Source organism: Methylocella tundrae, assembly GCF_901905185.1.
GTDB lineage: Bacteria > Pseudomonadota > Alphaproteobacteria > Rhizobiales > Beijerinckiaceae > Methylocapsa > Methylocapsa tundrae.
In genome coordinates this window covers 1-22,570 of record NZ_CABFMQ020000082.1, presented here as the reverse complement: position 1 = coordinate 22,570, position 22,570 = coordinate 1, and the positions used below count along the sequence as shown (strand labels likewise).

Here is a 22,570-nt window from a genome sequence, read left to right as displayed (position 1 = left end):
CTCCGCGCGGCTGGGATATCACGGCTCAAGCGGCGCGACGTTCCTCAGACGGCCGGGAGCGCCGTGAAGGGATCGAGAACCGCCGCGCCAAGCGGCTCGAAATGCCTGCGATTACGTGAAAGGATCGTCAGTCCGTGATGCCGCGCCGTGGCCGCGATGATGATGTCGGCGAAGCCCGGCGCTTGGCCCTGGCCGCGCGCCCGGTCCGACATCGCTCCCGCGATCCTCGCGGTGTCGGCGCCGAAGGCGAGTATTCGGTCGCCGTAAAGATGCAGAACCGTTTCCAGCCACGCGGTAAGATCAGCTGCCTTGCGCGTCGCGGCCTCGCGCCGCAGCTTGGCGATACCGTCCTCGATCTCCGCCACTGTCACCGCCGAGAGAAACAAGGAGGTCGAATGCGCTTCCATCCATTCGACCAACGCCATCGGCGCGACCCCCGCGGGCGCCGCCGCTGAGATGACGTTGGTGTCGACGAGATACACCGGCGATCAGAGATCGGGCGTGCGCAACGGCGTGCGATCGCGGTTCGACAGGTCTTCCGCCGCCACCGGCGCGGTCATCAGCAGACGGCCGAAAGACGGCACCTGCGACAGCCGCTCCCATTCCTCGTAGCTCAAGATCACGGCCTGCCGCTTGCCGTGGCGGGTGATGATGGCAGGTTTTCCTTGCAGCGCCTCGTCCACCACTGCTGACAGGGTCGCCTTCGCGTCGCGGAGCTGAATCTCGCGCATGATCGTCCCTCAATTATGACCACAGTAGTCATATAGCCAAGAACGTCGATGACGGCAAGAAGCGAAAGAGACAGCGATTCGCTTCTCTGTGAACTCAAGCGCCTCGCAGCCAAGGGCCGCCGAGCTTGCACGGGACACGAGTTTACTAGGTGGCAATATATTAGGTGAGACGGCGACGTCTCCGCATGAACTTGCGGGAGATCGTCGCCAGAAATCTGCGGACGCTGAGACACGCGAAGGGCCTGTCGCAGGAGGAGCTTGCCGACCGTGCGGGCATCAATCGCAATTATGTCGGAATGCTTGAACGCGAAGAACATTCGGCGACCGTCGATATGCTCGAAAAGCTCGCCGAAGTTTTGGAGGTCGACCCGGCCGAATTCTTTCGACGTTCCGAGTGAAGTCGCTCCTGGCGACACTTGCTGTCGCCGTCTCTCAATACCGGAAAATGCCGCCGCCGCTGATGGCGCCTCTTCGTCGGGCGCCGTCAACCAAATGTGGGACAGGCGCGCGTCTGTGACAGCTAGAACAATTGTACCGCCTCGAATTGCGGCGGCTCCCCTCGATATCGCTGAGATATTGCTGCGAGAAGCTCGGGATCTTTGCGAACTGCTCCCGCGTCATGCCGTCTTCTCATTTCGCCCAACCCCCCACGCACATCCATGTTAGCGAGCAAGGTAGATACTCCACACGCCATGCGTTTAAGTTGCCCCCGGAGCATCGGTGGTGGGTCCGACGCCTGAGCTACTGGCGTCGCTCGTCCGTCTGATGCCGCCAATGATCCGCGTGATGCGTCAACGGCGGCAACGGCGCCACGCTGATCTCGCGAATCGGCGTGGTTGTTGCTTCACTTCAAACGCCAACTGGGAAGTCTTTACGTGACCATTCCGCCGTTCGATGACCGCCCGCCTCAGACCGACCGTGTCAGCGCTTACGACGAGCGCCATTTGGCGACCTATATCAGGCTGCTCGACGCCGACGCCGAGGGCGCCGACTGGCGCGAGGTCGTCCTCATCATCTTCGGGCTCGATCCGGCGAGCGAGCCGGAGCGCGCCAAAATTGTGCATGACAGCCATCTGGCGCGCGCCCGCTGGATGACGGAACGGGGCTATCAGCACCTGCTGGAACCGCGGCTGCAATAGCGGCCACACCGAGAGAAGAATCTTCTCTTCGTCGGCTTCGAATTATGCTGAGGAGAGCGCCGCATGATGCGAGTTTTTGGGCTAGTCGAGCTTTGCGATCGCTGAAGAATGACGGTTTCCCATAGATGTCCTCCGAGAGGCGTTGCAATGGAGACTGCTTGTGCCGACATCCTTTTGGCGATCCGTGGAAGCACAGGAACAACTGAACCGCCTTGATCGGTCGGGCTTCGCAATGGAGTTCCTGCGCCGCAATCCTGACTATCGCAAAGACTGGAGCCGGATGCGGCGTCGGATTGCGCAAGGGACGCTCGGCGAAGACGCCGCGCGCTCCGACCTTGCCCGCCGATGGGGGTTGAGCTTTTGCCCATGATCCCGAGATTTCAGCGAGCCATGAACCAGCGCTCTGGCGTCCGGAGATCGCGCCCGCGACGCTGATCCTGGCGCCGGCGCCCGCCGGGTTCGATGTTGGGCCGCTTGACCCGTCATCCTTCAGCCGAGTCATCGCAAACCGACGCGACGGCGACGACCGCCATTTGATTCTCGCTGACGCTGACGGCGATCATCGCCTGTGGCTGCATGGCGTTGAGGCCGGTCGGCGTCCGCCGTGATCCTGCCGCTCGACGCCGCGTTCGAGCTTCGGATCGAGGTCATGCAGCGGTTCTATCGGCGCTTGCGCGGCCGTCCCGCCGGTCTGCCGCCGCGCGCCCTGGACCTGACGCCGCTGCGGCGCGCGCGCCTAATCCTCCTCCTGCACGCTCTCGACTTCCGGCTTGCAGGCGCGGGTCCACGCGACATCGCCGCCGCGCTGATCGACGCCGAAGCGGCCGCGCTTCCGGCCATCGAATGGAAGAGCTCGGCGACGCGTCGCAAGGCGAACCGACTGATCCGCGACTCCGTCGCGCTGATGAACGGCGGCTATCGCGAGCTGTTGCGCGGCGGCTGACGCCGTCTCCGTCTGTCCCATTTCCGCTCCTCTCCTACGCTCCCAGCGATCTGCAGCGCGCTTGTTCAGCCTAGCGTCGCCTTTGGCGCGCCCGAGGGGGGACACGGATGTCCCAGCGCAACTTCGTCCTCCCCCTGCGTCCGCTTTCTCCGCCACCGTAATCCCGACGCGCCGCGATCTGTCTGCGGCGCTCTTGATCGACACGGAGCTCATCATGCGCGACAGGTTTGCGGAAATCGCGGCGCGTTACGTCCGGACCCATGAGGCCGCGCGCCTGCTCGGCCTGTCGGCGCGCACGCTGGAAAAATATCGTTGCCATGGCAGCGGCCCGACCTTCCGCAAGCTGGGCGGGCGCGTGGTCTATGCCATCGATGATCTTGAGACCTGGGCCGATGGCGCCGCCTGCCGCTCCACCTCGGATCCTCGCTATGTCGAGGCGCGCAACGCCGGCCGGGGAGACACAGCCGGTCCGGCTCCCATTCCCGCCCACAATCGTCGTTGAGCGAGCGCGCGCCGATGTCCGCACGCCGCGACCCTGCCGAGCGCCAGCAGCTCGATCTGTTCCGCGCCTTGCCCGGCCGCATGGCGCCACGCGACGCGCAGGATCTGATGTCCTGGCCGTTCTTCAGCCTGTCCAAGTCGCGGCGCATCCGGCCGATCGATTTCGGCATGGGCGAAGTCAGCATCCGGGTGGAGGCGACGCAAGAGCACGGTATGGTGACCATCTGGGACGCCGACGTGCTGATCTGGGCGGCCTCACAAATCGTCGAGGCGCGCGATCATGGCCTGATGACGTCCCGCCTGATGACGGCGACGCCACATGAGATTCTCGCCTTCATTGGGCGCAGCGACAGCGCGCTGAACTACGACCGCCTCAAGGCCGCACTCGACCGGCTGCAGGCCACCACCATCGCGACCTCGATCCGCCAGCCCAGCGTGCGACGCCGGCACCGCTTCTCCTGGATCAACGAATGGAAGGAGCGACTCGACGGCAACGGCCGCCCCAGGGGCATCGAGTTGATCCTGCCGGATTGGTTCTATGCCGGCGTCATAAACGACGCCTTCGTGCTCACCATCGACCGCGCCTATTTCGATCTGACCGGCGGCCTTGAGCGCTGGCTCTATCGCCTGGTGCGCAAGCACGGCGGGCGTCAGCGGAACGGCTGGAGTTTCGACCTCGGACATCTGCATCTCAAATCCGGCAGCTTGTCGCCGTTCAAGCGCTTCGCCTTCGAGCTGCGCGCCATCGTTCGCCGCCAGCCGCTGCCGGGCTATCGCCTCGGCCTTGAAGCCGACGACGATGGAGAGACGAGGCTGACATTTGAGCGTGCCGGCGATGCGCGTTCCCCGCATCGGCCGCGCCGTCGGTTTTCCACAGGTGCTGTTGATAAGTCTGGGGATAAGCTGTGAATCGATCCGTACTATCAGGAACCCCCCGACCCGTACTATCGGGAACCCTGTTCCCGTACTATCGGGAACCGGAGGAGCACGTAACTCCTTGGCCCAAATGGCGTCGTCGAGCCCCTTCTAACTTACCTAACAGGGTATCCTTCGGATTCCTGCTAACGGAGCGCGCATTCCACGGATCAGGGACAAAGCGCTCCGAAGATGCTTGCGTGTTCGAAGTCCATCGGATTCAGACGCTCTTTATCCCACGACTTGCCTCTCTTCGCGCCGCCGTTGTGACATCCGCCACGCCATGGCCATCCCGACGCCGGGAAGACGTCATGATCGTGGCTCTTCTCACCCAAGAGGCCGCCGCCGGTAAGACAACGTTGGCCCTCCGTCTGAACTGCGAATGGGTCGGCGCGGGCCGGCTGTGCGTCGTGCTGATCGACGCGGACTCGCAAGGCTCCGCGCTGGACTGGTCGCAAAAGCGGGCGCGGGACCGATTGCCGAGGCTGTTCGGCGGCGTCGGCCTGGCGCGCAGCAGACTCCGAGGAACAGCGTCCGAGCTGGCGCGCTCTTGCGATCATGTCGTCATCGACAAGCCATCGAGCGCTGCAGGATTGACACTCTCGGCGCTCTTGCCTTGCGACTTGGCGCCGAACTCCGGCCAGCCATCGCCGCTCGACGGATGCGTCTCGGTCGAGATGCTGACGCTCCGTCAGGAAACGCGCATCGACCGTCCGCAGCTCTCTGCACGCTTCGCGTCGAACCGCCGTGACATGGCGCCGTCAGCGCACGCGAGTTGGCCGCAACGCTCGCCGAGCACGGCTCTCCGCTGCTCGCCAGCATCGTCGGCCAGCGCGCCGCTTTCGCCGATGCCGCGCGCTACGGACGACCGGAGTCCCGGTTCGGCGAGATGGTTTCGATCGCGCGGGAGGGAGCGCACAGCCCCTGAAACGCGGCTTCGCCTCGCCGCCCCTCAAGGCCGAGTTCTCGGCGCAGCCTCCAGAGACGCCAGCCAAACGCAGCAACGATGCCCGTCGGCTTCACCGTCCCCTTGACCATCGACAACGCGCTCGAACTGCGCCGCTGCATCAAGGCCGTCGCTTTCCGGCACGGCGTCACCGTCCCAAACACGCTGCGCGAGCTGCTCGGGCGCGGATTCCCCAACATCGAAGGAGAAGCGCCATGAATGGCGATGCACGGTCTCACAGCCCCAATGTTCGCGGGAATGCGCCGGGCCTCACGCATGTTGCGTTGACCTGGATCGAAAAGCGGGTCGAGCACTGGATCAGGTTTGGGGATTCTGCCGAGGAGAAGATCCTCGACCGCCGCCATCGCATCGTCAGCTTCGCGCCGAACTCCATATTCGCGTTTGTCCGATGGGCCTCGAACGATTTCGGGACCGTCGTCTCGCGCATCGACATCGTGCGTGCGGTCGGACCTGGCGAGCGCTATCAGACGCTGCCCTTCATTCGTCCCGGCGGCGACATTTTGCTGCGTATCGACGGTTGGCCGAAGGTCGAACGAGCGCTGCAGGCGATCGATGCGGTGGAGGCCATCGGCCTCGATGCAGCCGACGCCGCGCCCGAGCATTGGCGCCACGTCCACGCCCGTCTGACCGTCGGCCATGAGCCGCGCCCCTATACGCGCGAACAGCACGACGCCTGGCTGCTGCGCCGGAAGGTGCAGTCATGACCCGCTTCGGATGGGCGATGGCCACGTATTTCTCGGCGTTGGCGGTCAGCGCCTTGGCGTTCTTCCCTCCGGCGCCCAGACTGATCTGGAACGCCACCGCCAGCACGCCGGTCGGGCTCTATGAGCTTCAGCCGGCCGGCGATCTTTATATCACCGAACTGGTCGCCGTGGCGCCGCCGGAGCCCGTCGCGGCCTTCCTCGCGGAGCGCGGCTTTCTGCCAAAGGGCGTGCCTCTCCTGAAGCATGTGATGGGGCTGCCGGGGCAGATCGTCTGCCGCAGGAGCCGCACGGTCACGGTGGATGGCGTCGTCATCGGCGAGGCGCGGGAGCGCGACAGCCGCGGCCGCGATCTTCCGGCCTGGAGCGGCTGCCGGACGATTGGCCCCGACGAGATCTTTCTGATGAACCCGGACATCCAGGACAGTCTTGACGGCCGTTATTTCGGCCCGATCCCAGCGTCCTCGATCATCGGTCGCGCGACGCCGCTTTGGACCGACGAGGAGAGCGACGGCCATCATGAATGGCGGGCGGCCACGCACTGATTTTCAATCCGCCAACAAACCTGGAGATGGAACATGGCGCATATCGGCGACTTCATTCGTACATCCGACGGCTATGCCGGCCGCCTCAAGACGCTCGCCCTCGACGTCGAACTGACCCTTGTTCCAGCTGACAATGCCGACGCCGAAAACGCGCCGGACTATCGCATCCATCTCGGCTCGGATGCGGAGAGACCGGAGGTCGGCGCAGCCTGGAAGCGCACCGGCGAGAAGGCCGGCGATTACGTCTCCCTCCTGATCGACGATCCGACCTTCACGCAGCCGATCCGCGCCAATCTGTTCCAGTCCGAGCCGCGCAGGAAGAGCTTCCATTTGCTATGGAGCCGTCCGTCGAAGCGCGAAGATCGGCGGTGACGCATGCGGATCTTGCGCCCGTCAGCGCGCGTAACCCATGCATCATTTCCCATCCCTTTGTTTGCGGAACGACCGTCTCATCCCTGCGTCCCGCGCGACAGTCGGAAAGCCATCGCGCGCAGCGGCCGTCCGGGGCGGCCGTCAGGCCGGCGCATGAGCGCCTTGCCCTGGACGGCCGCGAGCACGATGGCAGGCTTGGTTGTGCTCAGGAGAACGGCGTCGCTTGCAACGGCAATCCTGTTGATCTTCGTGCCGCTGGATCATCCGGCAATCGCCCGGCCAGCGGCGCAAATCACGCCGCCGCCGGAACGCATATTGAGCGTCGATCCCTCCGCGAGTGTCATCGCCGAGGCGGCGCGGCGCTTCGGCATTCCGGCGATGTGGATCCGCGCCGTCATGCACGCCGAGAGCGGAGGCGACGTACGCGCCGCGTCGCCAAAGGGCGCCATGGGGCTGATGCAGATCATGCCCAAAACGTGGACGGAGCTGCGCCTTCGCCATCATCTCGGCGTCGATCCTTACGATCCGCCCGACAACATCATGGCCGGCGCGGCCTATCTGCGCGAAATGTACGATCGCTACGGCCCGCCAGGCTTCCTTGCAGCCTACAATGCGGGTCCCGCGCGCTATGAAGAACATCTGTCGACCGGCCGGGCGCTGCCTGCTGAGACGAGAGCCTACGTCGCGACGCTTGCGCCGATGATCGAGGCCATGCAGATCGACGGTCCGATTGTGATCGCCGATTCAGCGCGCGCTTCGTTGCCGTGGACTCGCTCGTCGCTCTTCGTGACCCGCGAGGCGGCCGTCAGCATTCGCCCGTCTGAGAGCAATGCAACGGCCGATCGGTCATCGCCCGACATGCAGCGAGACGCACGCCGATACTCAATCCAGTTGTCGATGTTTCGGCGGTCATCCCGCACCCGGAGGGATTGTTTGTGCATCGTGCAAGCGCGGAGCGGCTACAGTGAGGAATCTCGCGGGCCAGCGTATGCCATCGTGGAGCGGCGTGGAGAGGATCAAATCCAACAGGGAGCGGGAAGCAACGACCGTTCGACGGCAGGATAAAAGCCGGCAATGTGCGGCGCGGTCGGGGTGTTGTTTTTCTAGGGCTTTCTCGCCGTTCCGGCAAGGTGCGGCCTCTTCGCGCAATGTGCGATCCGACATCAAGTTATTGCTGAATCTGTCTTTTCTGCACATTGCCGAGGCCGGCGATGGCGCGTGACGATGATTTTCAAGTCCGGCCCGGGCGCATCCGCTCCTCGCGCGCCCAGCGGGCCAAACCGTTCATCGCCCAGGCACTCGCCGCCGCCCAGAAGGCAGGCGGAGGAATCGCTCGTAACGGCGCGATCGCTGGACGCCGCGGCTCACGCTTAGGGAGAGGCCGCGTCGCCGCCGTTCAGGCTAACCGGCTCCTCGCCAGCCGTTCGCGCGGCACCGTGGTCAAGGGGCGCTTCCTGCGCCTTGCGATGCAACGCGGCAAGCTCGCCGCTCATCTCGGCTATCTCCGCCGCGAGGGCGTCACCCGCGATGGGGAGAAGGCGAAGCTGTTCGGCCCCGAGAGCGATGACGCCGATCCCAACGCCTTCGCCGAACGGTGCAAGGACGACCGGCATCATTTCCGCTTCATCGTCTCGCCTGACGACGCGGTGGAGATGGCGGACCTGAAGGGTTTCGCCCGCGACCTCATGAACCAGGTCGAGAAGGATCTCGGGACGAAGCTCGATTGGGTCGCCGTCGACCACTGGAACACCGAGCGTCCCCATGTCCACATCATCATCCGCGGCCGCACTGATGACGGCCAGGACCTCGTCATCGACCGGAATTACATCAAGCAGGGCATGCGCGACCGCGCCCAGCACCTGATCACGCAGGAGCTGGGGCCGCGCACCGATCAGGAGATACGCCGCACGCTCGAACGTCAGATCGACAGCGAGCGTTGGACCAGTCTCGACAGGCAGCTTTCGCGCGATGCCTTCCGAACCGGCGTCATCGATACGGCCCCACATGCCGATCGCCAGCCCGACGAATTCCACGCGCTGAAGGTCGGTCGCCTGCGCAAACTGGAATCGCTCGGCCTCGCCGAGCAGGTCGGTCCCGGCCAATGGGCGCTGTCGGAAAATGCCGAGGCGAGGTTGCGCGAGCTCGGCGAACGCGGCGACATCATCAAGCGCATCCATCGCACCCTGACCGAACGCGGCATCGAGCGCGCGACCGCGAGCTATGTGCTGGCCGGCGAGAGCCTGGACGATCCCGTTATCGGCCGGCTGGTTGATCGCGGTCTCGACGACGAGCTGAAGGGCACGGCCTATGCCGTGATCGACGGCGTCGACGGCCGCACGCACCACATCAGGCTGCCCGATCTTGACGCTGCGGGCGACAGCGCGCCGGGCTCGATCGTCGAGCTGCGCAAGTTCGATGACGCGCAGGGGCGGCGGCGCGCGGCGCTGGCAGTCCGCTCGGACCTTTCCATCGACCAACAGATCACTGCGACGGGCACGACTTGGCTCGACCGACAGGCGATCGCACGGGATCCAGCCGCTCTCGGGCACGCCGGCTTCGGCACCGAGGTGCGCGAGGCGATGGAGCGCCGCGCCGAGCAACTCATCGGGCAGGGTCTCGCCGAGCGGCAGGCCAACGGGATCGTCTTCGCCCGCAATCTGATCGGCACGCTGCGGCGCCGTGAGGTCGAGACGCTGGGTGAGCGGCTGTCGGTCGAGACCGGCCTGTCGTTCAACCCGTCTGCAACGGGCGAATATGTCGCGGGGACCTACCGCCAGCGCTTCGCGCTCGCCTCCGGCCGCTTCGCCATGATCGACGACGGGCTCGGCTTCCAGCTCGTGCCCTGGTCGCCTTCGCTCGAAAAGCAGCTCGGCCGGCACGTCTCCGGCGTCACGCGCGATGATGGCGGCATCGACTGGGGCTTCGGGCGGAAACGCGGTTTGGGCCTATAGCGCCGACGGAGCCGTCATTGGCTGCCGGCGCTTGTTTGTGATCCGGAGGCAAACCACGGCGGCGTTTTTCCAGCGCCTTCTTCCGGCGGGAAATCCGGCGAGCAGGCGAGCTCGCGCTGCGCCTCCAGCGTCTCCAGCCGGGCGGAGAGTTGCGCGCGCATGATTTGATAGGCGTCGCTGCCGAGCGCGATTCGCCTCGGCGCCGGCTCCCGGTCGACGCTGGTGATCATCGCCTCGACCATCTTCGCCGGATCGCCGGGCGAGGGCCGGGCAGTGTCGGCGATGATCCGGTTGACCATTCGGGACGGCGATGCGTCATAGGCGGTCAGCGTGTCGGCGACCCTGGCGCTGCGATGTCGGAAATCGGTGCGCGCCCCGCCGGGCTCGATCAGCGTGCAGCCGATCCCGAACACCGCGACCTCCTGCGCGACGGCGTCGAGGAAGCCCTCAATGCCCCATTTGGTCGCGTGATAGAGCGAGCCGCCCGGGAAGGCGACCTGGCCGCCCATGCTCGAAAGCTGCAGGATGCGGCCGCCGCCCTGCGCGCGGAGGTGCGGAAGCGCCGCGCGGACCAGTTGGATCGAGCCGACAAGGTTGGTGTCGATCTGATGGCGGACCTGTTCGTCCGTCAGTTCCTCCGCGGCGCCCAGCAGGCCATAGCCCGCGTTGCTGACCACGACGTCGATCCGGCCGAGCGCGGCCCAGGCGCGATCGACGACGCTCCGGATCGCGCCGGTCTCGGAGAGATCGAGCTTGGCCAGCCATAGCCGGTCGCCATGCTCGGCCTTGAGGTCGTTCATGACCGAAAGATCGCGCACGGTCCCGGCGACGCGATAGCCGCGGGCGAGCAGTGCTCGGTCATGATGCGGCCGAAGCCGCTGCTCACGCCGGCGATGAGCCAGTTTCTCTGTGGCATTGTCGGTTCTCCACTGTGAGGCGGCGATCAGAAGCGCTCGCCGACCAGCTCTTCGCTCCTGGCCCAGAGCGCCTTGGCGTGCTCCGGATCGAGGGCGTAGGGCCTGACGCCGGGGGTGACCGGGCTGATCAGCCCTTCGGTGAGCTGCGATACTTGGCAGTCCTCGCAGTAGCGTCCGCCGATCTCTTCGGCCGGCGCGACGAAAGCGGCCCAGACCGAGGTCGCGGCCCCTTGAGGAATCGTCTTGAACTGGAGGGGCGGCCGGCCCTCGGCCGCCAGCTGGGCGTTGATGCGCTCCACGGTCGCCTCGAGCTCGCCCGGCTGCATGTGGCGGCCGAGCTCGGTCATGATCCCGCCCGGGTGCAGCGCCGCCGCACCCCGCGCGCCTTGTGCCGCCGGTCGAACTCCACCGCGAACAGAATGTTGGCGGTCTTGGACCGGCCATAGGCGACCATCGGGTCGTAGGGCGTGCGTTCGAAGTTCGGATCGTCGAGATCCACATCCGCATAGCGGTGGCCGGCGGAAGAGACGTTCACCAGCCGGCCGCCCGGCGCGATCAGCGAGGCGATGCGGTTCGCCAGCACGAAATGCCCGAGATGATTGGTGCCGAACTGCGTTTCGAACCCATCGGCGGTGTGCCCGAAGGGCGTCCGCATCACGCCGGCATTGGCGATCACGACGGCGAAGGGCCGCCCCTCGGCAAGCAGGGCGTCGGCGCAGGCGCGCACGCTCTTGAGCGAGGCGAGATCAAGCTCGACCAGCTCCAGCGCGCCGCCATTCGCCGCCTGCGCGCGGACCCTCAGCCGTCGCCCGCTCCGCCTTGGCGAGGTCGCGTGCGGCGCCGACCACGTGGGCGCCATGGGCCGCAAGCGCGCGGGCCGTCTCCACGCCAAGACCGGCCGACACGCCGGTGACGAGCACGCGCTTTCCGCTGAGATCCTTGCCCGAAAGCACGTCATCTGTCGTGGATGCCGCTCCGAAGGGTCCGGTCATAGCAATCTCCTTCCCTAATGGACGCACCGCTCCTCGCGCCGGCAAACCCTTGTTCGCCGAGCTGATTTGACGTAAGAGGAGAGTGTCTCCGCTTTAAATACGGAGACTGTCTCCGTTTATCAAGGGGTATTTTCGAGGTGGCTGATAAGGGTGAACCTGCTGCCGTCCGCAAGCCGCGAGCCGATGCGGAGCGCAACCGCATTCGCTTGCTCGAAACGGCGAAGGCTGCTTTCGCCGAAAAGGGATCCGGCGCCAGCCTTGATGAGATCGCCCGGATCGCCGGCGTCGGGGCGGGGACGCTCTACCGCCATTTCCCCACCCGCGATGCGCTGGTCGCGGCGGTCTATCGCAACGAGACCGAGCAGCTTGTCGCCGCCGCCGGCCGCCTCGCGGAGACGCAGCCTCCAGTGACGGCGCTACGTGAATGGCTGCTGCTGTTCGTGGACTACATCGCCGCCAAGCACGGGATGTACGAACTGCTCAATTCGATTGTTGGCGGGACGTCCGATCTGTACTCGGCGTCCACGGCACAGGTGAAGCAGTCGATCGCGAAGCTGGTCGATGGCGCGGTCGCGAGCGGCGACATTCGCCTGGAGCTTGATCCGCTCGACCTGCTGCGCGCGATCGCCGGAGTCGCCAACATAGGCTTGGGGGCCGATGGCGAGCAGGCGGCCAAGCGTCTGGTCGACATATTGATCGCGGGCGTCCGGACCCGGACGTGAGACGTCTCAGCACAGATCGCCGCGGCGATAACCGGGAGCGCAAGCGCATCCGCTGCCTGTGTGTCTTGAGTTGACGGAGGACGCTATTGGCCGCGCCGCGGGCGAGCGCGAAGCTCTCCGCTGTGACGCGCCCAAAACCGCAGCTTACGCCCCTTCAAGTATTTTTTCGCGCCGGCTCGACCGGGTAGGAACTCGTATCCGGAAAGCTTGCATTCCTCCAATTTTGATCCCGACCTCTCCTTTCAGACAAGGAGAGGCATGTGTCGGCAACCAAGATTCTCTGGGGCCAGGTTCTCACCGTCTTCGTGGTCGTCCTCGTGACGACGTGGACCGCGACGGAATGGACGGCCTGGCGGCTCGGCTTCCAGCCCGAGCTTGGGGGGCTTGGTTCGAACTGCTTCACTTCCCATTCTACCAGCCGCCAGCCTTCCTGTGGTGGTGGTTTGCCTATGACGCCTATGCGCCATCGATCTTCATGGAAGGCGCCTATATCGCCGCATCAGGAGGAATCATTGCCGCGGCCGTCGCGATCGGCATGTCAGTCTGGCGCGCTCGTGAGGCCAGGAACGTCGAGACCTATGGTTCGGCGCGCTGGGCCGAGGCGAAGGAGATCGCCCAGGCAGGGTTGCTCGGGTCGGATGGCGTGGTGCTTGGCCGGTTCGAGCGCGCCTATCTCCGCCATGATGGGCCGGAGCATGTCCTGTGCTTCGCGCCCACCCGCTCGGGGAAGGGCGTCGGGCTGGTCATCCCCTCGCTGCTGACCTGGTCGGGCTCGGCGATCGTGCATGACATTAAGGGCGAGAACTGGCAGCTCACCGCCGGCTTTCGGGCGCGGCACGGCCGCGTCCTTCTGTTCGACCCGACCAATGCGAGGTCGGCTGCTTACAATCCGCTGCTCGAGGTCCGCCGCGGCGAATGGGAGGTGCGCGATGTCCAGAACATCGCGGATATTCTGGTTGACCCTGAAGGGAGCCTGGAAAGGCGAAACCACTGGGAGAAGACCAGCCATGCTCTGCTGGTCGGAGCGATCCTGCATGTGCTCTATGCCGAGGCGGACAAGACGCTCGCCGGCGTCGGCGCCTTCTTGTCCGATCCGAAGCGGCCGATCGAATCGACGCTGGCGGCGATGATGCGGACCGCTCATCTCGGCGAGGCTGGCCCGCATCCGGTCATCGCCAGCGCCGCGCGCGAACTGCTAAACAAATCCGGCAACGAGCGGTCCGGCGTGCTCTCCACCGCCATGTCGTTCCTCGGCCTCTACCGCGACCCGATCGTGGCTGAGGTGACGCGGCGCTGCGACTGGCGCATCGCCGACATCGTCGGCGGAGATCGCCCGACCACCCTGTACCTCGTGGTGCCGCCATCGGACATCACCCGCACCAAGCCGCTGATCCGCCTGATCCTCAATCAGATTGGCCGGAGGCTCACGGAAGATCTGCAGGCCAAGGCCGGACGGCGCCGGTTGCTTCTCATGCTCGACGAGTTCCCGGCGCTGGGCCGGCTCGACTTCTTCGAGTCTGCGCTCGCCTTCATGGCGGGGTATGGAATCAAGAGCTTCCTGATCGCCCAATCGCTGAACCAGATCGAGAAGGCCTACGGCCCCAACAATTCGATCCTCGACAACTGCCACGTCCGGGTAAGCTTCGCGACCAACGACGAGCGCACCGCCAAACGCGTGTCGGACGCGTTGGGCATGGCGACTGAGATGAAGGCGATGAAAAACTATGCCGGCAGCCGGCTGTCGCCCTGGCTCGGCCACCTCATGGTTTCCCGCTCGGAAACGGCGCGGCCGCTGCTCACGCCCGGCGAGGTGATGCAGCTTCCGGCGTCGGACGAGATCGTCATGGCGTCGGGCGTTCATCCGATCCGCGCGAAGAAGGCGCGCTATTACGAAGACGCCCGCTTCCAGGAGCGCATCCTGCCGCCGCCCGTTAACGCGGTCCAGACTGAGGCTCGATCCGACGATTGGAGCGCGCGGCCCCTGCCGTTGCGCCCGGTCGTCAACGAAGCATCGCCGGACGGGGAGCAGGGCGAAGACGAAAATCCACGGGCGGCCGAGCGGCGGCGACAACCCGAGCTCGATCGGATGAAATCCATCGAAAAGAAGGAGCCGCTCGACAATGAGTTCTTGCTGGACGCCGCCGACGAGCTGGAGGAGGACGCTCCACGCATCGGGCGAATGAACGATCTCATGCAGGGCGTCGCGCGCCAGGCGTCGCTCGATCCCAGCGACGATCTCGGGCTGTGAGGCGGCGATGGCCAGGCCGAAGAAGAAAGCCCAGATGTCTGTCTATCTCGATCCCGATGTCATGAAGACGCTCTCAGCCTATGCCGCCCGGCGCGAGCAGCCGATGCCGCTGATCGCCGAGGCCGCGATCGCCAAGCGCCTCGACCAGCAAGACCGGCGCTTGGCCCGGCTCGAACGGGATGTCGGCATCGGCATTGAGACGCTGGCGCTGTTCATCCGTTTCTGGCTGGCCACCACACCGCCGCTGCCAGAGCCCGCTGCGCAGGCGGCGCGGGCGAAGGCGGGCGCCCGGTACGACAGCTTTGTCGCCACGCTCGGCTGCCGGCTCAGTCAGGGGCCGAGGCTGCGGCAGGAGATCCCGGAGGATCTGGGAGACGCTCAGCAGGGAACAGCGGAGAAGACGTAATGCCATTTCCAAAGATTTCTCGATGCGGACAATCAGCTCAGCGCGGAAATCGGTCGTTCGGTTCGGAAGGGGCAATTCTCTCATGTGGACGCGCCGGAAGCGGCTCTGATCGCTGATCTAGGGCCGCACCATCACCTTCAGCGCTTCCCGCTCGTTCATGAGGCGATAGCAGGCGGGGATTTCGTCGAGGCTGATGGTGCGGTCAAAAACCCGTCCGGGCTCGATGCGGCCCTCCATCACATCGGGGAGAAGCTCGGCAATATACGCGCGTACAGGCGCTGGGTCGCCGGCGACGATCACATTGTGGTAGAAGGGCGCGGTCGAGAGGTCGATGGGGCCATAGTGCGGGACGCCGACGCGGCCGATCGCACCGCCAGGCCGCACGATGCCCAGCGCCGTGTCCATCGCTTGCGCGCTCCCGACACATTCGAGAACAGAGTGGACGCCGAAGCCCTGCGTCAGCTCGCGTGCCCGTTCAATTGCATCCTTGCCGCGTTCGCTGACGATGTCGGTCGCGCCAAACTCCGTCGCGAGCGCTGTGCGGCCCGGATGACGCCCCATCATGATGATCTGCTCTGCGCCCAGACGCTTGGCCGCGATCACCCCACACAGCCCGACGGCGCCGTCGCCCACCACCGCGACCCTATGGCCCGGCGCGACTCGCGCCGTCACCGCCGCATGGTGGCCGGTGCCCATCACGTCGGAGAGCGTGAGCAGCGAAGGCGTCAGCGCGTCATCCTCGCCGACCTGCAAGGGGTAGAGCGTGCCGTCGGCTTGCGGGATGCGCAGCGCCTCCTCCTGCGCGCCCCCAGGCTCGCCGCCGTTGCCGAAGAAGCCGCCATGCACGCAGGAGGTGTTCAGCCCTTCCTCGCAGAACATGCAGCTGCCGTCTGAATAGGCGAAGGGCATGACGACGAGCTGACCGCGCCGGATCTTGTGAACGTCGCTGCCGACTTCCGCGACGATCCCGATCGCTTCATGCCCCATACGCTGACCATTCTCCTTGGGTCCGTCATTGTAGGGCCATGGGTCGCTGCCACAGATGCAGCCGCGGGTAATTCGAATCACAGCATCGGTCGGGGCTTTGATGGCGGCGTCTGGAACGCTTTCGACCCGGACGTCGTGAGCCTTGTACATGACAGTTGCGCGCATGACGTTTTCCTAATTCTTCGCGAGGTCCTGAATCGAATTATGCGTCGGCGCGGACTGGCGGGGCGTCTCGCCCGACCATCGCCTGCTGGTAGAGGAGGTCGATTGTCGGGACGCCAAGGCCTTGAGCGATCCCTCCACAGCGAGCCGGATGTGCTCGGGACGACTTAAGACGGCGTCGATTTCACCGGTTTCAAAATTAATGTCGAAGCCGAACTTGGTGGCGATCGCCACCTGATCCCGGAATGGACGCAACGCTTCGCCGACAACCTCTTCATTGGCGAAGGGGCCATAGACTTCAGCGGTGTCAAAGAATGTGACGCCGCGTTCGACCGCGGCCCGGATCAGGGCGACGCCCTCTTCACGGGACAATTTTGTCGCATAGCTGAAGCTCATACCCATGCAGCCAAGCCCGATGGCGGAAACCTTAAGACCGCTGCGGCCGAGTTCACGCATTTGCATTGTATGTTCCTTACGTCGGTTGTGGTTCAGCCGTAGCTATTGCTCTGACTCGGCGAGTATCGGCCGCGCGATCGAGAGGGCTGTGCTGGCGGTCGGCCAACCTGAATAGAAGGCAAGATGAGTGATCGCCTCGACGATCTCATCGCGGGTGACGCCGTTCTCGAGCGCCTTGTTGAGGTGGAATGGCAGCTCGTCGCCGCGATAGAGCGCAATCAGGCTGGCGATGGTGACAAGGCTGCGATCGCGCGGACTGAGGCCTGGCCGTCGCCATATGTCGTCGAACAGGATGGCGTCGCTAATCTCCGTCAATCGCGGCGCAATATCGCCCCACGGAGCCCGCATAGGGTTCTTCTCATCCGCCATGATCCCGTCCTTCCTTCTGGAGGACCGAATATGGGCGCTAGGAAACGCTCCGATTAGCGCATATAAGCGGGATGAACTTTTGAATCCTTTTCAACAATGACCCGCCAAAACATCAACGAGCTGCTGGCTTTCCTGGGTGTCGCCCGGGAGCGGAGCTTCACCCGGGCCGCGGCGCAGATGGGCGTATCGACGTCGGCGCTCAGCCACGCAATCCGCGCGCTCGAAGAACGCCTCGGCATACGCCTTTTGACCCGCACGACCCGAAGCGTCGCGCCAACGGAGGCCGGAGAGCGATTGCTGGGCGCTATCGGCCCGCACTTCGACGGGATCGAGGCGGAGCTCGCCGCGCTTAGCGAGCTGCGCGACAAGCCGGCGGGCGCCATTCGCATCACGACGGGAATCCACGCCGCCGAGACCCTGCTTCGTCCGGCGCTCGCCAGGCTGTTGCCCTGCTATCCCGACATCACGGTCGAGATCAACGTGCACTCAGGCTTTATCGACATCGTCGCAGAGCGGTTCGATGCGGGCGTGTGGCTCGGCGAGACCATCGCCCGGGACATGGTGGCTGTGCGGATCGGCCCCGACATGCGGATGGCCGCCGTCGGTTCGCCGGCCTATCTGTCCGGACGCAAGCCGTTGCGAACGCCGGACGATCTCGCCGGCCACAATTGCATCAATCTGCGGTTTCCAACCCGCGGCGGTCTCTACATCTGGGAATTCGAGAAAGGCGGCCGCGCGCTCAACGTCAAGGTCGAAGGGCAGCTGATCGTCAACGACATCGCGCTCGCGCTGGAGGGGGCGCTCGACGGCCTGGGCCTCGCCTATCTGCCCGAGGATTATGTGCGGCCGTAGGGCGATCTGGGAGGCGTCCTTGGCTCTAATGTTCGGGTTCTGCGGCAGACCGCCCAAATGGTTTAGCCAAACCATTCGGTCGAACGCGCGCAGGGAGCGCAAAATCGGTCGAGCTGCCCTCGCCGTATCGTACGTCCTGTCGATGGTCATCTGCAGCGCGATGCCGTCGCTCGCCCGGTCGGGCCTACCCGACAGAACCGAAGATCGGCTCGTTACCGGCGTGGTGAAGCTTCTGTCGGCTCCGATCGATCTGTCTCCCAGCGTCCTGGGAGCATTAGCAGCCAAGCACGCGGAAGTTCTCGAGCCAGGAGATGATTTCTGGCCAAAGACTGTCGATACGATCATGTCAAGGAAAGAGGTGCAAGCAGCGCTCGAGAAGCGCGTCCGATCGAATTTTTCCGACAATCGCGACCTGTACGCTCGACTTACCAAAGAATTGCCTACACTGGCCGATGCGCTGGCAAAAACGCTCGCATTCGACGATCGAGGCATGGTCGACGGCAGGCCAATCGACGAAGTCCTTCGACGAATGCAAACGGCGCCGCCGACTGCGCAGCGTGCTTTGATCGCACGGGCAATCGACCCTTCGAACGGCACGAGCGACGAACTCGTTGAGCGGATTGCATCGTTTCCCGAAATCCTCGCGGCCACCGAAAACTACGTGCTCGGCCTGCGATCGGCGAGCAACCCGAAGGCGCGCATTCTGGCCTTCAGATACGCGGTGGCGCGGGGACTGGAGGTAACGAACGCGGAACTGTCCGAAGCTCTCGGCAGCTCGGATCAAGGGGGCCTGCGCGCCGCGCTCGCGCGCATATCGAGCCTTCCGTTCGAACGCGCCGCAGCTTTTGCGCCGGCCCTGACGAGAATCGTCGAGCAGGCCGGAGAGCCCGGCATCTGGGACGAATCGCTGAGACTTCTGCTAGTGGTTGTCCCCGACACCGCGACCGCTCTCATCGAGCGCCACCGCGCGGATGAATCCTTCTGGATCTCCGACAGCGGATACGCCGCATTGAGTGCCATGGCGGCCGTTCCCGGATCGCTGGCTATACTCAGAGCGCGGATCGCAGACCTGCCGCTTCAGAAGATGTTAGCGTCGGGGCGGTGCGATGTCCTTGCTCCGGCTGCCGCGATCTGGCCCAATGCGAACGCGGCGGATGCCGCTACGATCTTGACGAGCCTGCTCTCGAACCTCGCGCGATCGCAGAACGGCCCTCCCTGTTCCGCCGAGACCATAGGGAAGAGCCTTGATGCCGCGACATCCCGACTCGGCACCGCCGCCGCCCACGCCTATGCGACCGCACTGGCCCGGCAGGCAAACTCCGCCAACGCGTCTCCCGATGAGCCAGGCACCGGGACCGAGACGGTCCGCAACATCTTGCAGGCCGCTCAAGCGACCCGGCGGGCCTTTGCATCGGACCCCGGCACTCTGGTCGATCTCGCACGTCGCGACAATCTGGAGCCGTTGGTTGCAGCCTTGATCGAAGCGCTGCCCTCCGACGATCCCATGCTGTCCCAGCTCCGCCTGGTGTTCAGGCCGGACGATAAAGAGTCCCTTACGGACCATATCCAACGCAACAAGAAGGCCATCCTTACCGTACTCCGCCTGACGGCTCGACCGAATGGGTGGACGGATCGCGATATGGGCCAGCTGGTATCGCTGTCATCCAGCGCAGCCGATCTCGACGTCGCGAGGAGCGCGTTCGACGTCCTGATGCTCACGGATCACGTGCAGGGTCTGGTCGACACGTTCGACGCGACGAGTAGACTTCGCATCGAGCCGTCCGACGCCCCGGACGAACCCACAGCCAAGGCTCTCCGTGCCTTCACGCGGGCTTCGACCCTGAGCAACGATCGCGCATCCTTGTTCAGCCAGGAGCGGGTCGGCTGGCTCTTGGATAGATTCTCCATCGAGGGCCTTCGGGGGAGGGGCGTGCGGGCCCTCGGACCGCGCCCCAACTCCATGAGCATCGACCCAGACAGATTCGCGAATTCGCTGATGCGTGCGCTACCTTCGAAGCACGGCAGCACGACCGGCGTCTGCGCCGATGCCGCCACGTTGGGACCGTTTTCCGACGATCGGCTCGCGATCCGATCGTTGGAGCTGTCGACGGCGGAAAGCTACCAGAACGAAGACTGGGCGCCCGCGTGCGTGGCATGGCTGGCGCCATCGAAATCAGCGGTCCTGACCGAACAAGGCGATATGCTGTGGCTTCTGTCGCTTCGCGACGGAACGCTGGCTACGCAGGACGAACCTTCGAAACAGCTTAAGACGCTCTTCGAATTGTGGTCCAAGTCGAAGAGCGATGCGCTCGGAGATCTGCTCCGTCGCAAGATGGCGTCGCGAGCGACCGCGCTCGCGCCGCACGCGGGCTGGAACCTCGCGGACACCAAGCAACTATGGGAATGGGATACCGAGTTGTCCCGCCTGTTGCCCGACCAGGTCTGGCCCATCAGGAGGACGTGGCTGGTCCGTGTGGGATTCCTGCTTCTGTTGGCGATTCCGGCGATCGTGATCGTTCATTTGACCTTCTGGGGCATCCTGCTCGTCGCCTATCGCAGGTCGAAAAGGGTTCGGACGCACGTCTTCTACAACCCGTTGGCACGGAAGAGCCTGGGCCTGGGCTACGTCGACATCCTTCTGGTCTGGATCGGGCCGCTAAGGCGGTTGCTGTTTGCGCCCTTCGCGGACGGTATGCTGGGCGAGCTCGGGCGCGTCTCCCTCGGAACGAAGGAAGGTCCTTACTATCCGAGTTCGCACGTCATCAAACTCAACCTTTCGGACGTCGTCGTCGACCTGAAGGAAGCCGAGACCGCGGCACTTTCCGGCCGATTGAAAATCGCACCCGAGCCGATCGTCAGCGGCCTGGCCGCCTGGAAGGGCCCGACGTGTCTCTTCGGTCCTTCCGGACGCGGCAAGACGAGCTACCTGAGGCATGTCCTCGCAACCAACGCGGCGACGAGAACGCCCTTCGCCTACCTGCGCGCCTCGGAGTGCGGCGAGGATCTCGCTTCGACCGTGTGCGACCGCTTTCCCGGGCTCGGCCGCGATACCGATCTCATACTGTCGCTCATCCAGTCCGGTCTCCTGGACATCTACGTCGACGGCCTGAACGAGGTCGATCGGGCCCTTCAGGAAAAGATAGTTCAGTTCATCGTCGGCCATCCGACCGCAAACATCTTCGTGACCTCGCAGGAGGTCGGCATTTCGTTGCCGAGAAAGCTCGCAACCTACTATCTCCTTCCTCTGACCAAAAATCAGATGAGAGAGTTCTTGGTGGGCCGCGAACCCACGCTGGATGCCAAAGCTCCCATCCGTAGCGAAAACTACACCCGAAGCATCGATATCTTCCTTGATCGATTGTCAGAGGAAGTAGTCGGAAGCCCGCAAGGGGGGACGGCGACCTCCCCAGATCGTGCAATCCTGACCAGCTTTATCGCTACGCTGGCGAACCCGATGGATCTCGATACGGCAGCCGTTCTGCTGTCGCTCGATATCGATCCGGATCCTTTTCGACTGCGCGAACAACAATTCCGGCTGGTCGACGAAGACTGCCAGGCGGATTTGCGTCGGCCGTTTCCCATCAGCGCCTTCTCCAGATCGGCGTTGGAAGCGCGCGAAAACGGCAAGCCAGAGATCGACACGACGGCGTTCGGCGAATACGTCGCGATCATGGAAGAAAGGAAGCAGGTCAGACGGATCAGCCTCAAAACCGCAGGTGGGTACGTGGCGGAGTACGACTTCAGGCACGAGAAGGTTTCTGATTTCTACCTACATTTCGCGTTGCTGGAGGCCGATTCCACGAAGCGGTTCGAATTGGCCGGGAACGACCGCTTCGCCGGCTTGTACGACTATCTGGCCCGGGAGCTACCCTTGGATGCCGCGAACGAACTCAAGGAATATCTGCTGTCGGCGGCTCTGGATTCGAACGATCATCGGCTGAGCGACCGCTTCCTGCAGCATCTGCGCTGGCGTGCGCTATTCGGTCGCGACGATCCGCCCTGGCTCGAACGCTACGACACTCCGGAGAGCTATACCGCGGTCGAGGAATTCGATCGTCTCGCCGCGCTGCGCGACGGGACCGAGGCGGAGATGCGCGCCGCGCGCTCGATCATCGAGGCATCGCGCGCCAGAAGCCGCATACTCGCCGCCAAGGATGCCCGAAGCCTCGAATCCGCGGTCAGAGACCTCTTCGTGAAGAAAGGCGCCCACGAGATACCGACTCCCGGCGGCGCCGCTTCCCTATTCGAGATTCCGGGGTTCGGATCGCTCGCGCTCCTGTGCGCCGCCGGGCAGCGAGCCTTGTCTGCCGTCACGCGGGGCGGTTTGATATCCCGCGCCTCGCGCATCGCCGAAAGAAAGCTCGTGGTAGTCAATCCCCAGCCCGAGCTGGACCCAATGGACCGGGATTGGTCGCAAGTGGAAGAATGGGCGAGGACATTGACCACCGTGGATGTCCGCGTACTGGAGACGTGGGTTCTCTTCCGCCTTGCGAGAGAGGAAGGCAGCTTCGCCGATCGGAGTTTTTGGCCGAAGGTCATGCAGTCGGCCAATCCCAAGAACGATGCTCTAGGTCATCGACTCATTATGGCGCAACCAGATGCGTATTGAGGCGAGCTTGACTCCGGCGAGGAAATTGTCGGCTCGTTTGTCGTAGCGCGTGGCGACGCCGCGGTAGTGCTTGATCTTGTTGAAG

Annotated in this window: 22 protein-coding genes and 5 pseudogenes; 19 read left to right on the top strand and 8 right to left on the bottom strand. The window is 64.6% G+C overall.

Going from position 1 to position 22,570, the window contains the following annotated elements:
- Positions 1–44: 44 nt before the first annotated feature.
- Positions 45–482, bottom strand: coding sequence for a type II toxin-antitoxin system VapC family toxin (locus MPC4_RS11150; protein WP_174512590.1), 438 nt, complete (start codon positions 480–482; stop codon positions 45–47).
- A 6-nt stretch (positions 483–488) separates the two neighbouring features.
- The gene (locus tag MPC4_RS11145; protein WP_174512589.1) at positions 489–731 is read right to left on the bottom strand and encodes a type II toxin-antitoxin system Phd/YefM family antitoxin; all 243 of its coding nucleotides are present in this window, start codon (positions 729–731) and stop codon (positions 489–491) included.
- Between the two features lie 185 nt (positions 732–916).
- Here MPC4_RS11145 and MPC4_RS11140 point away from each other — a divergent pair, with 185 nt between their 5' ends.
- From MPC4_RS11140 to MPC4_RS11085, 14 genes and pseudogenes are all read left to right on the top strand, one after another.
- Positions 917–1,129: a helix-turn-helix domain-containing protein gene (locus MPC4_RS11140; RefSeq protein ID WP_174512588.1), complete on the top strand. Its 213-nt coding sequence runs from the start codon at positions 917–919 to the stop codon at positions 1,127–1,129.
- Positions 1,130–1,606: 477 nt separating this feature from the next.
- The gene (locus MPC4_RS11135) at positions 1,607–1,870 is read left to right on the top strand and encodes a DNA -binding domain-containing protein (RefSeq protein WP_174512587.1); all 264 of its coding nucleotides are present in this window, start codon (positions 1,607–1,609) and stop codon (positions 1,868–1,870) included.
- A gap of 160 nt (positions 1,871–2,030) precedes the next feature.
- Entirely contained in the window at positions 2,031–2,240 is a 210-nt protein-coding gene (locus MPC4_RS21235; RefSeq protein WP_280514787.1) for a transcriptional regulator domain-containing protein, read from the top strand.
- A gap of 7 nt (positions 2,241–2,247) precedes the next feature.
- Positions 2,248–2,478 (top strand): DUF7012 domain-containing protein, encoded by a 231-nt coding sequence (locus MPC4_RS21740; protein WP_425312456.1) that lies wholly within the window; start codon positions 2,248–2,250, stop codon positions 2,476–2,478.
- Positions 2,475–2,813, top strand: a complete 339-nt coding sequence (locus tag MPC4_RS11130) for a DUF2285 domain-containing protein (protein ID WP_244628962.1) — start codon at positions 2,475–2,477, stop codon at positions 2,811–2,813. The genes MPC4_RS21740 and MPC4_RS11130 overlap by 4 nt, the downstream gene beginning before the upstream one ends.
- 214 nt (positions 2,814–3,027) lie before the next feature.
- On the top strand, positions 3,028–3,315 hold the full coding sequence (locus MPC4_RS11125; RefSeq protein ID WP_174512613.1) for a helix-turn-helix transcriptional regulator: 288 nt from the start codon (positions 3,028–3,030) through the stop codon (positions 3,313–3,315).
- Positions 3,316–3,329: 14 nt separating this feature from the next.
- Positions 3,330–4,223, top strand: a complete 894-nt coding sequence (locus MPC4_RS11120; protein ID WP_174512612.1) for a replication initiator protein A — start codon at positions 3,330–3,332, stop codon at positions 4,221–4,223.
- A gap of 317 nt (positions 4,224–4,540) precedes the next feature.
- Positions 4,541–5,157: pseudogene (locus MPC4_RS11115) on the top strand (ParA family partition ATPase).
- Positions 5,158–5,235: 78 nt separating this feature from the next.
- Positions 5,236–5,394 (top strand): hypothetical protein, encoded by a 159-nt coding sequence (locus MPC4_RS11110; RefSeq protein WP_210253631.1) that lies wholly within the window; start codon positions 5,236–5,238, stop codon positions 5,392–5,394.
- Entirely contained in the window at positions 5,391–5,900 is a 510-nt protein-coding gene (locus MPC4_RS11105) for a DUF2840 domain-containing protein (protein ID WP_174512586.1), read from the top strand. Before MPC4_RS11110 ends, MPC4_RS11105 begins: the two co-directional genes overlap by 4 nt.
- Positions 5,897–6,442 (top strand): S26 family signal peptidase, encoded by a 546-nt coding sequence (locus tag MPC4_RS11100; protein WP_174512585.1) that lies wholly within the window; start codon positions 5,897–5,899, stop codon positions 6,440–6,442. The genes MPC4_RS11105 and MPC4_RS11100 overlap by 4 nt, the downstream gene beginning before the upstream one ends.
- A 33-nt stretch (positions 6,443–6,475) precedes the next feature.
- The gene (locus MPC4_RS11095; protein WP_174512584.1) at positions 6,476–6,814 is read left to right on the top strand and encodes a DUF736 domain-containing protein; all 339 of its coding nucleotides are present in this window, start codon (positions 6,476–6,478) and stop codon (positions 6,812–6,814) included.
- 186 nt (positions 6,815–7,000) lie between these two features.
- Positions 7,001–7,879, top strand: coding sequence for a lytic transglycosylase domain-containing protein (locus MPC4_RS11090; protein WP_210253630.1), 879 nt, complete (start codon positions 7,001–7,003; stop codon positions 7,877–7,879).
- A gap of 146 nt (positions 7,880–8,025) precedes the next feature.
- On the top strand, positions 8,026–9,765 hold the full coding sequence (locus MPC4_RS11085) for a relaxase/mobilization nuclease domain-containing protein (RefSeq protein WP_174512582.1): 1,740 nt from the start codon (positions 8,026–8,028) through the stop codon (positions 9,763–9,765).
- Between the two features lie 14 nt (positions 9,766–9,779).
- Here the strand turns inward: MPC4_RS11085 and MPC4_RS11080 are convergent, their stop codons facing one another.
- Positions 9,780–10,565 (bottom strand): SDR family oxidoreductase, encoded by a 786-nt coding sequence (locus MPC4_RS11080; protein WP_342343630.1) that lies wholly within the window; start codon positions 10,563–10,565, stop codon positions 9,780–9,782.
- A gap of 143 nt (positions 10,566–10,708) precedes the next feature.
- Positions 10,709–11,674, bottom strand: a pseudogene (locus tag MPC4_RS11075) (SDR family NAD(P)-dependent oxidoreductase).
- Between the two features lie 206 nt (positions 11,675–11,880).
- Between MPC4_RS11075 and MPC4_RS11070 the strand changes: the two are divergent.
- From MPC4_RS11070 to MPC4_RS11060, 3 genes and pseudogenes are all read left to right on the top strand, one after another.
- Positions 11,881–12,396: a TetR/AcrR family transcriptional regulator gene (locus MPC4_RS11070; RefSeq protein WP_342343629.1), complete on the top strand. Its 516-nt coding sequence runs from the start codon at positions 11,881–11,883 to the stop codon at positions 12,394–12,396.
- 260 nt (positions 12,397–12,656) lie between these two features.
- Positions 12,657–14,644 (top strand): annotated as a pseudogene (locus MPC4_RS11065) (conjugal transfer protein TraG).
- 7 nt (positions 14,645–14,651) lie between these two features.
- Entirely contained in the window at positions 14,652–15,050 is a 399-nt protein-coding gene (locus MPC4_RS11060; RefSeq protein WP_174512580.1) for a CopG family transcriptional regulator, read from the top strand.
- Between the two features lie 117 nt (positions 15,051–15,167).
- Here the strand turns inward: MPC4_RS11060 and MPC4_RS11055 are convergent, their stop codons facing one another.
- The 3 genes and pseudogenes from MPC4_RS11055 to MPC4_RS11045 form a co-directional block, all read right to left on the bottom strand.
- Positions 15,168–16,202, bottom strand: a complete 1,035-nt coding sequence (locus tag MPC4_RS11055) for a zinc-dependent alcohol dehydrogenase family protein (protein ID WP_174512579.1) — start codon at positions 16,200–16,202, stop codon at positions 15,168–15,170.
- Positions 16,203–16,287: 85 nt separating this feature from the next.
- Positions 16,288–16,661 (bottom strand): annotated as a pseudogene (locus tag MPC4_RS11050) (aldo/keto reductase); the annotation flags it as partial.
- Between the two features lie 36 nt (positions 16,662–16,697).
- A complete protein-coding gene (locus MPC4_RS11045; RefSeq protein WP_174512577.1) occupies positions 16,698–17,024 on the bottom strand; it encodes a carboxymuconolactone decarboxylase family protein in 327 nt (108 codons plus the stop codon).
- Between the two features lie 96 nt (positions 17,025–17,120).
- Between MPC4_RS11045 and MPC4_RS11040 the strand changes: the two genes are divergently transcribed.
- Positions 17,121–17,876: a LysR family transcriptional regulator gene (locus MPC4_RS11040; protein ID WP_174512576.1), complete on the top strand. Its 756-nt coding sequence runs from the start codon at positions 17,121–17,123 to the stop codon at positions 17,874–17,876.
- Positions 17,877–17,904: 28 nt separating this feature from the next.
- Positions 17,905–22,485, top strand: a complete 4,581-nt coding sequence (locus tag MPC4_RS11035; protein WP_174512575.1) for an NACHT domain-containing protein — start codon at positions 17,905–17,907, stop codon at positions 22,483–22,485.
- Here MPC4_RS11035 and MPC4_RS11030 read toward each other — a convergent pair.
- A pseudogene (locus MPC4_RS11030) lies at positions 22,444–22,570 on the bottom strand (IS5/IS1182 family transposase); the annotation flags it as partial. The gene MPC4_RS11035 and the pseudogene MPC4_RS11030 overlap by 42 nt on opposite strands.